General features: G+C 44.6%; 15 protein-coding genes and 1 pseudogene. 15 read left to right on the top strand and 1 reads right to left on the bottom strand.

The genetic code is table 11. The features are described 5' to 3' along the window. Nucleotides 1–125 precede the first annotated feature (125 nt). The 11 genes and pseudogenes from Xkoz_RS18275 to Xkoz_RS18225 all read left to right on the top strand — a co-directional run bounded on the left by Xkoz_RS18275 (nucleotide 126) and on the right by Xkoz_RS18225 (nucleotide 5,088). Nucleotides 126–431, top strand: a complete 306-nt coding sequence (locus tag Xkoz_RS18275) for a head-tail connector protein (protein ID WP_099143384.1) — start codon at nucleotides 126–128, stop codon at nucleotides 429–431. Further along, complete coding sequence (locus Xkoz_RS18270; protein ID WP_099143383.1) at nucleotides 431–751, top strand: phage head closure protein; 321 nt, start codon at nucleotides 431–433, stop codon at nucleotides 749–751. The genes Xkoz_RS18275 and Xkoz_RS18270 overlap by 1 nt, the downstream gene beginning before the upstream one ends. Then, nucleotides 748–1,191 (top strand): HK97-gp10 family putative phage morphogenesis protein, encoded by a 444-nt coding sequence (locus Xkoz_RS18265; RefSeq protein ID WP_099143382.1) that lies wholly within the window; start codon nucleotides 748–750, stop codon nucleotides 1,189–1,191. Before Xkoz_RS18270 ends, Xkoz_RS18265 begins: the two co-directional genes overlap by 4 nt. Continuing rightward, the gene (locus tag Xkoz_RS18260) at nucleotides 1,188–1,523 is read left to right on the top strand and encodes a hypothetical protein (protein ID WP_099143381.1); all 336 of its coding nucleotides are present in this window, start codon (nucleotides 1,188–1,190) and stop codon (nucleotides 1,521–1,523) included. The genes Xkoz_RS18265 and Xkoz_RS18260 overlap by 4 nt, the downstream gene beginning before the upstream one ends. A gap of 19 nt (nucleotides 1,524–1,542) precedes the next feature. Continuing rightward, nucleotides 1,543–2,013, top strand: a complete 471-nt coding sequence (locus Xkoz_RS18255) for a phage tail tube protein (RefSeq protein WP_099143380.1) — start codon at nucleotides 1,543–1,545, stop codon at nucleotides 2,011–2,013. Next, nucleotides 2,010–2,390 carry a phage tail assembly chaperone gene (locus Xkoz_RS18250; protein ID WP_099143379.1) on the top strand — a complete coding sequence of 127 codons (381 nt, stop codon included), beginning with the start codon at nucleotides 2,010–2,012 and terminating at the stop codon, nucleotides 2,388–2,390. Before Xkoz_RS18255 ends, Xkoz_RS18250 begins: the two co-directional genes overlap by 4 nt. Before the next feature lie 8 nt (nucleotides 2,391–2,398). Then, nucleotides 2,399–2,548 (top strand): annotated as a pseudogene (locus tag Xkoz_RS18245) (phage tail assembly protein T); the annotation flags it as partial. A 159-nt stretch (nucleotides 2,549–2,707) separates the two neighbouring features. Continuing rightward, on the top strand, nucleotides 2,708–3,901 hold the full coding sequence (locus tag Xkoz_RS18240; protein WP_099143377.1) for a tyrosine-type recombinase/integrase: 1,194 nt from the start codon (nucleotides 2,708–2,710) through the stop codon (nucleotides 3,899–3,901). A gap of 10 nt (nucleotides 3,902–3,911) precedes the next feature. Next, nucleotides 3,912–4,136: a helix-turn-helix transcriptional regulator gene (locus Xkoz_RS18235; RefSeq protein ID WP_099143376.1), complete on the top strand. Its 225-nt coding sequence runs from the start codon at nucleotides 3,912–3,914 to the stop codon at nucleotides 4,134–4,136. Nucleotides 4,137–4,198: 62 nt separating this feature from the next. After that, nucleotides 4,199–4,483, top strand: coding sequence for a helix-turn-helix transcriptional regulator (locus Xkoz_RS18230; RefSeq protein WP_099143375.1), 285 nt, complete (start codon nucleotides 4,199–4,201; stop codon nucleotides 4,481–4,483). 11 nt (nucleotides 4,484–4,494) lie between these two features. Continuing rightward, complete coding sequence (locus Xkoz_RS18225) at nucleotides 4,495–5,088, top strand: BRO-N domain-containing protein (protein ID WP_099143374.1); 594 nt, start codon at nucleotides 4,495–4,497, stop codon at nucleotides 5,086–5,088. Nucleotides 5,089–5,566: 478 nt separating this feature from the next. On the opposite strand, the gene Xkoz_RS23615 is transcribed toward Xkoz_RS18225, so the two are convergent. Next, nucleotides 5,567–5,899: a YlcI/YnfO family protein gene (locus Xkoz_RS23615; RefSeq protein ID WP_244183512.1), complete on the bottom strand. Its 333-nt coding sequence runs from the start codon at nucleotides 5,897–5,899 to the stop codon at nucleotides 5,567–5,569. A gap of 40 nt (nucleotides 5,900–5,939) precedes the next feature. Here Xkoz_RS23615 and Xkoz_RS21400 point away from each other — a divergent pair, with 40 nt between their 5' ends. The 4 genes from Xkoz_RS21400 to Xkoz_RS18205 form a co-directional block, all read left to right on the top strand. Further along, a complete protein-coding gene (locus tag Xkoz_RS21400; RefSeq protein WP_167386622.1) occupies nucleotides 5,940–6,131 on the top strand; it encodes a hypothetical protein in 192 nt (63 codons plus the stop codon). After that, a complete protein-coding gene (locus tag Xkoz_RS18215; protein ID WP_099143373.1) occupies nucleotides 6,124–6,294 on the top strand; it encodes a DUF4222 domain-containing protein in 171 nt (56 codons plus the stop codon). Before Xkoz_RS21400 ends, Xkoz_RS18215 begins: the two co-directional genes overlap by 8 nt. A 2-nt stretch (nucleotides 6,295–6,296) precedes the next feature. Beyond that, entirely contained in the window at nucleotides 6,297–6,602 is a 306-nt protein-coding gene (locus Xkoz_RS18210; RefSeq protein ID WP_099143372.1) for a hypothetical protein, read from the top strand. Next, the coding region (locus Xkoz_RS18205; RefSeq protein ID WP_279627419.1) for a primase-helicase zinc-binding domain-containing protein at nucleotides 6,596–6,874 on the top strand (279 nt) is incomplete at its 3' end. The genes Xkoz_RS18210 and Xkoz_RS18205, both read left to right, overlap by 7 nt.

Genomic DNA, 6,874 nt, shown 5'->3' with positions numbered 1-6,874 from the left:
TTTATACCACCAAGCGCGTAGGTTCCCTGCTGGTGGACAGCAACGCGGTGAAACTGCTGAAAACCGCCGCGGGCAAAGCGTGATCACGATGGCGGCCAGCGTGCCGCCTTATTATTGGGGGAAATATGCAATTACCCACGATTGAAGAATTGCGCTTGCAGTGCAAAGTGGATGAAACTCAGGACGACGAGCTGCTGCTGACCTATCTTGCCGTTGCTAAAGAAAAAGCAGAAAACTATCTCAATCGTAACCTCTATGTAGACCGCGTTCCTGAGGATGATCCTGACGGCATGGTGATAACCCCTCTGGTTAAACTGGCCTTAATGCTGGCAGTAGGGTTCTGGTATGAAAACCGCGAACCCAACGTATTGACCAGCGGATTTAAAGAGCTGCTTAACGATTACCGTATCAGGCCAATGAGGGGGGAATAATGGACATCGGAAGGCTTCGACATCGCATCGACATTCAGGGTATCCGCACTCGTCGGACGCCATCGGGTGGCGTTATAAAAGAACGCTATACCGTAGCAACAGTCTGGTCGGAGGCGAAATTTATCAGTGGTCGTGAGCTGGTAGCCTCCAAGGCTGTACTGTCTGAAAGTATTGTGCGGTTCTGGATACGGTATCGCCGTGATATCGATACCACGATGGATATCGTTTTCAAGGGCAAAACTTACGCGATTCAGGCGGTGATGCCGGACAATAAATTAACCCTGTTGGAACTGCTCTGTCAGGAGGGTGTTAAGCAATGACAACCGTTGATTTTTCTGCACTCAAATCCCTGTCACGGGATTTAGCACTGCTCAGTAAAGCCGAAAGCAACACCGTGTTACGTAAAGGGACATATGCGGGTGCCAAACTCCTGCGCGACGAAACCCGCAAACGGGCACCGGTCAGAACAGGCCGCCTGAAAAAGAACATTATGGCGGCCAACAGAAAAAAAGGACGGGATGGCACAATTTCATCGGGTGTTTATGTAAGGGGCGCGAATAAATCCGGCGCGAACAGTGACACCAAAATGAAAAAAAATGACCCACGAAACTCCTACTACTGGCGCTTTCTGGAAAAAGGCACATCCAGAATGGCCGCCCGCCCCTTTATCGATCCGGCCTTTGATGCTAAGGCTGACGAAGCCGCTGAGGCGGCCTTTAATGTGGCGCTGAAAGCGATTGACGAGGTACTGGCGAAATGAAAGACGGCGACCTGTTCAGACTGTTAGATCCGGTGCTGCCCGGACGGGTGTTTCCGTATTTAATTCCGCAAACAGAAAGAAAAACCCCCTCGCCGTGGTGCGTCTTCTCCACCTACAGCATTTGCACAGATGTGCTGAGCGGTCAATCCGTGAAAATGACGCGCATTCAGATTGATGCCTACGCACCGATGTTGGAGTACGCCGAGACGATTTGCGACGATGCCTTCAATGCCGTCAAAAAACTGCAACCCTTTGAGGTGGAACGTGAGAACAGTTTCGAGGATGACACTGAACTCTATCGCGCCACCCTGACATGCAAAATCTACACTTAACCCTGCCGGAGATAAATTCATGGCAAAATATGAAAAAACGTTAGGCACCTCGCTGTCCGTGTCGGCGGATGCGGCTAATGATGACAGCAATCCCGCCATTAAATGGGTGCCGATTGATACCTCAGTGAAAGAAATAAACTACACTGGCGGTCAAAAATCAGATATCGAAGTGACCACGCTTGGATCCCGTGAGCAGGAAATGATTAACGGTCTGGCCGCGCCGGCTGAAATCACGATTTCCGGGCACTGGACTGCCGATGAGGAAGGGCAGGATATTTTGCGCCTCGCCTACAGTACCGATCAGGCCTACGCCTTCCGCGTCCGGTTCCCCAGCGGCAATGGCTACACCTTTCTGGCGGAGGTCAGGCAGGAATCGTGGAGTGCCGCCGCGAACGGCATTGTCAGCGCCTCTTTTACTTTGCGCATGAAAGGCCGCCCAACCCCGCTGAACAAAAAACCGGCATCACTCCAGAAGGATAATCAGGCATGAACATTCGCCAACTGGCATTAACGCCTCATTTGGGATTTCGCACTAAAACCGTCACGGTGAGCGAGTGGGATAGCGCGACAGTCATCTTGCGTGAACCCTCCGCCTCTGCGTGGATCAAATGGCATGAAATCAGCCATTCCCAATCTGATGATGACACTTCGATATCGATTGAAGAGAAGGTACTTCGCAATACCCGTGCGGACGTTGTGCTGTTCATTGATGTGCTGTGCAATGAAAACGGTGAGCCGGTCTTCACGCCTGACGACATGGAAGCCGTGATGAAAATCTACGCCCCCGTCCATTCCCGCTTGTTGCATCAAGCACTCAGTCTGGTGACTGACAGTGACGAAGCTGAAAAAAAGTCAGTTCCCCGTTGACCTTCTTCATGCTGACACTCGCTTTGCGGCTCGGTAAAACCTTATCCGAGTTGCAGGGCGGGTTAAGCGCCAGCGAATTGATGTTGTGGATGGCTTACGATCGCATCAATCCTATCAGCGACCACAGGGGCGATATTCAGGCGGCAAATGTAAACTCTATAAATGTGAGAGAGGTACGCGTACTCATGTTTATTGCAACTTCATGAAAACAAAAAACAAATACAAATTAAAGGTTTTCATTTGTTTTGGTGTTTTCTGGTTGTTTCACCATGCTGCGTATTGCAATGTGTATTGCAAAATAAGAAAAGGTTCGCTCAATGGCTATTAATAAGCTCAGTGATAAAAAACTTAAATCCTTGTATGGCAAACCAGTTGAAAAACAACAGACAATAGCAGATGGGAACGGGCTATCAATCAGATTAAGTAAACAGGGAACAATCAGTTTTGTGTTTTTCTACCGTCTGTATGGGCGTGAGAGCGCTCCGATATGGCTAACATTGGGTAAATACCCGGATTTGAGCTTAAAAGCGGCAAGGGAGAAAAGGGATAAATGCCGAGTATGGTTAGCGGAGGGAAAAGATCCAAGAATACAGATAAAAATAACAAAAGAAGATACTTTAAAACCTGTTACTGTAAAAGACGCCATAGAATATTGGATTAATAATTATGCTATCGATAAACGAAAAGCAGCAATCCATATTAGAGATGGTTTTTCCAAACATATTTATTCATATATTGGAGATATTCCATTAAATGAATGTACATTATCAATGTGGTTAATGTGCTTTGATAGAATTAAAATAAACTCGCCAGTACAAGCGGGAGTGCTTTTAAAAATTTCACAGCAAGCGTTGAAATTTTGCAGGGTAAGAAAGTATGCAATTAGTCACGAAATAGATGATTTAAATATTGGTGATGTAGGTAAGAAAGCCAATGAGAGAGATAGAGTATTAACAAGTGATGAGCTGCGTGATGTATGGCATTGTGTCAATAAAGAATATGATAACCATATTATGACACATGAGATAAGAATTATTCTTCGGTTTTTAATCATTTTCGGTTGTAGGTTATCTGAGATATTAACTTCGACATGGGATGAATGGGATTTTTCAAATAATATATGGCGAGTACCTCCAGAGCACAGTAAAAGCGGAAAAGAAATTATCAGGCCGATACCAGATAATTTTAAAAGTTGGCTGTTATTACTAAACCAAATAACAAAAAATAGAAGATACGTTATCGGTTTTGATATGAAACAAGTTACAACAAGTACAGTAATTGCAAAAATGTGGAAAAGATTAGGCCATAAAGAGAAATGGACAGCACACGATATGCGTAGAGTGTTGGCAACAAATCTTAGTGATAATGGATTTGAGCATAATGTAGTTGAACAGTTATTAGGCCATACATTAGGTGGCGTTGCAGGAATTTATAATCGAAGTAAATATATGGATAGGAAAAAAGAGGCGCTTGATTGGTGGGTTAATTATCTGGATTCTTTAGTGAAATGAGGTATCAATTATGATACATATATTAACTCGTGAAGAATTAGAACGTGATGATAAGATTGATCGATTAATAAGAATAGAAGAATGCGAATGGTTAACTTCAATTGGACAAAGACAGAGAGTTTTATTGGAGAAAAAAGGTCAATTTCCGGCAAGAATAAAAGTAGGGCCTCAAACGATAGTTTATCGACTGTCTGAAATTCAGGCATGGATAAAAGGCACTTGGAAGCCCGAATAAAATAAATTTAAATTAATAACAACCTCGCTCGCGGGGTTTTTGTTTTTGGAGAATATAAAACTATGGCAGAGAAATTTACTTCACCAACACCACAAGAAAGACAATTAATTTTAAATGAGTATGGTGAGAAATATGATCGCAGAATCAGAGAAAAAGAATGTGAGCACCTTTCCAGTTTATCGCGTTCTCGTCGTTGGGTATTAGAAGAAGAAGGTAAATTTCCGAAACGAGTTCCATTGGGACGTAATTCCGTTTCGTGGCTTTTAAGTGATGTTTTATGGTGGGTACGCAACCCGCCAACAGTGGAAAACGTGAATAACCCATACAGCCGTAAACCTGTTAATTAAGGAATGACATCATGGAAAGAATTACTGCCTTGATTGGCAACGGTCAAACTCACCCTAAATTTAGCCAGAGAGGTATTTTAAATATCGACTCAGCGGATATCTCATTTATTAAATTTGAGGGTGTACAGGTTCGAATTTTCAAAAATAACAATGAGCCGTGGTTTATTGCTGCTGATGTGTGCAAGACGTTAGAAATATCTAACGTCACCAATTCTATGAAAGCATTAGATGATGATGAAAATACCCTATGTTCAATAAAGGGTATTACTGATGCTGGGAACCCTATTTTTAATGCCATTTCAGAATCTGGCTTTTACAAACTAATTACCCGCAGTCGCAAGGCTACCAAGCAAGGAACGTTTGCCCATCGATTCGCTAATTGGGTATTCCGTGAGGTTATCCCGTCTATCCGTAAAACGGGTTCTTACGGTGTGCCATTTGCTGCGCTGAACGACTTCACCCGGCGACAGAACGAATACAAAGTAATTGCGTCTCAACGTGGGCGCGATCTTCAATCATGCAAAGGAGAACTAGCCAGCTTAAATAAAGAAGGACGGGAACTGTGGATAACATACCAGCCTGACCTTTTGGAAGAGGCAGAGTGATGATCATTGTTAACTGCGTAGACTCCTTGAGGTTAAGGAGTCCTATTACCGAAGTCCTCACTTTGGGAGGCTCCCCGAAATTATCGGGGTGGTTACTTAACCCATTGAAATATAGTCAAGCTGCAAATATGCAGTCTGCTCATAATTTGAGCGTCAGTAATGCTGACTCACAGAATTTGCGCGTATCATTTAGCTACGCGGTTAATTTGCGATCCTCATTGAGTGGAGCACAAAAAGAAAAGGATAGCACGGCGAATGCTACCCTTTGGCGTTACTCAGATTTGCTTTACGAAGAATTACAAGAGCTTAAGAACCTCATATCTTTAAGAGATTTGGTTAGGCTCCCCGATAACATCGGGTTGGTTAGTTATTGCTCAATCAACTTACCATCTTTAAGAGGGGGAGTGAACCAAGGCAATAATATTGACTTGGTTGGTTATTGCTCAGATAACCATGTGAATAATGTTCACTCGGTTAGTTATTGTTCAGATGATGCTTTGGCTTTGCGCTGGCGGCGTTTGATCTCGCCTTTCATTGCAGTGACGATAAAACCAGCATTGCTTTCATCATCACTTTTAACTTTTTCCATATCCTCCATAACTTCATGGGGGATGCGGACGGTAGTCATTTGTGATTTTGCATTCTTTGCACCAGTTGCCATTACTGAATCCTCTATATTTCGGTGTATGTCAGTATACATAAAAAATAAACTAAAAAAAGTATTGACGTTCATTTCACCCATGGATAAAGTGAAATACACCTTGAGGAATTCAAGGCAGAAAAAAGCAACGCCCCGAAGTGCGGCTAACACTATCGAGGCGTCTAACCACAACGTAAAGGAGTCTTACGCTATGGATACACCACAGCATACCCAAACTCGCCTTAAATTTACATTCCTAATTGCATCAGGCAATCAACGTCTGGTGGATATTCACCCTGTACGCCTCATTACTGTTCTGGCGGACTGTGAAGGTGAAGCCCGTCTACTGGCTGGTATTTCCTCTCTGGTATTTGTTTCCCGTCAGGGGGTGAGTCATGCCTAACCCTGCCCCTCATGACTATTACACCCATCAGAACGGGGAAACCGTTCAGGTGCTGTCGGTGGACTTTAACCGCGTGACCTTTGTCCGTGAAGGTTATACCACCCCGTGCATTATGCCAGTAAGCCGTTTCACTAAAGAATACACCTACGCAGGGAGAGCCTGATCATGTCTGATATCTATAACCATTTGGTAAAAAATAACTTTAGCGCTATGAACACTGAGGAACTGAAAGATCTGCGCAAACATTCAGATGGAGCGCATAGCGCAGTGATGGCGGCAATGTCAGCGATGGGGGAGTTGGCTTTCTGGTCAACGGATAATGAAAACTATACAGATTGTCAGGCTAGGGACGACTTACGCCGCATTGGTGAAGCCCTGACGTATCTGCCAAGGATAGCCGAAGCCCTGAATGACACCGCACAGCATGCGGATTTTGAAATCCATCACCGTGAGGGGTTCCCCAAATGGTAAATCATATTGATATCCGTTCAGTGAAAACAGCGGCTAAAGATCACTGGCAAGGGTTGCTGGCTGCCTGTGGGGTGGATGTTCCGGCAAAGGGTAAGCATGGTGCTTGCCCGATATGCGGAGGTACTGACCGCTTTCACTTCATGGACGATCACGGTCACGGTGACTGGCATTGCCGCCAGTGTGATGAGCCGAATCATGGTGATGGACTGGATTTGCTGGTAAGAGCCAAGGGGATCACCATTATTGAGGCCGCTAAAGTCGTTGCTGATACA

Origin of the sequence: Xenorhabdus kozodoii, assembly GCF_002632875.1 — a bacterium.
GTDB classification, from domain to species: Bacteria; Pseudomonadota; Gammaproteobacteria; order Enterobacterales; family Enterobacteriaceae; genus Xenorhabdus; species Xenorhabdus kozodoii.
This window is presented reverse-complemented; position numbering and strand designations above follow the sequence as displayed.

Bases quoted from the DNA above. Each gene is read 5' to 3' on its own strand.
- Xkoz_RS18275 (WP_099143384.1), top strand. From the start codon at position 126: ATGCAATTACCCACGATTGAAGAATTGCGCTTGCAGTGCAAAGTGGAT.
- Xkoz_RS18270 (WP_099143383.1), top strand. From the start codon at position 431: ATGGACATCGGAAGGCTTCGACATCGCATCGACATTCAGGGTATCCGC.
- Xkoz_RS18265 (WP_099143382.1), top strand. From the start codon at position 748: ATGACAACCGTTGATTTTTCTGCACTCAAATCCCTGTCACGGGATTTA.
- Xkoz_RS18260 (WP_099143381.1), top strand. From the start codon at position 1,188: ATGAAAGACGGCGACCTGTTCAGACTGTTAGATCCGGTGCTGCCCGGA.
- Xkoz_RS18255 (WP_099143380.1), top strand. From the start codon at position 1,543: ATGGCAAAATATGAAAAAACGTTAGGCACCTCGCTGTCCGTGTCGGCG.
- Xkoz_RS18250 (WP_099143379.1), top strand. From the start codon at position 2,010: ATGAACATTCGCCAACTGGCATTAACGCCTCATTTGGGATTTCGCACT.
- Xkoz_RS18240 (WP_099143377.1), top strand. From the start codon at position 2,708: ATGGCTATTAATAAGCTCAGTGATAAAAAACTTAAATCCTTGTATGGC.
- Xkoz_RS18235 (WP_099143376.1), top strand. From the start codon at position 3,912: ATGATACATATATTAACTCGTGAAGAATTAGAACGTGATGATAAGATT.
- Xkoz_RS18230 (WP_099143375.1), top strand. From the start codon at position 4,199: ATGGCAGAGAAATTTACTTCACCAACACCACAAGAAAGACAATTAATT.
- Xkoz_RS18225 (WP_099143374.1), top strand. From the start codon at position 4,495: ATGGAAAGAATTACTGCCTTGATTGGCAACGGTCAAACTCACCCTAAA.
- Xkoz_RS21400 (WP_167386622.1), top strand. From the start codon at position 5,940: ATGGATACACCACAGCATACCCAAACTCGCCTTAAATTTACATTCCTA.
- Xkoz_RS18215 (WP_099143373.1), top strand. From the start codon at position 6,124: ATGCCTAACCCTGCCCCTCATGACTATTACACCCATCAGAACGGGGAA.
- Xkoz_RS18210 (WP_099143372.1), top strand. From the start codon at position 6,297: ATGTCTGATATCTATAACCATTTGGTAAAAAATAACTTTAGCGCTATG.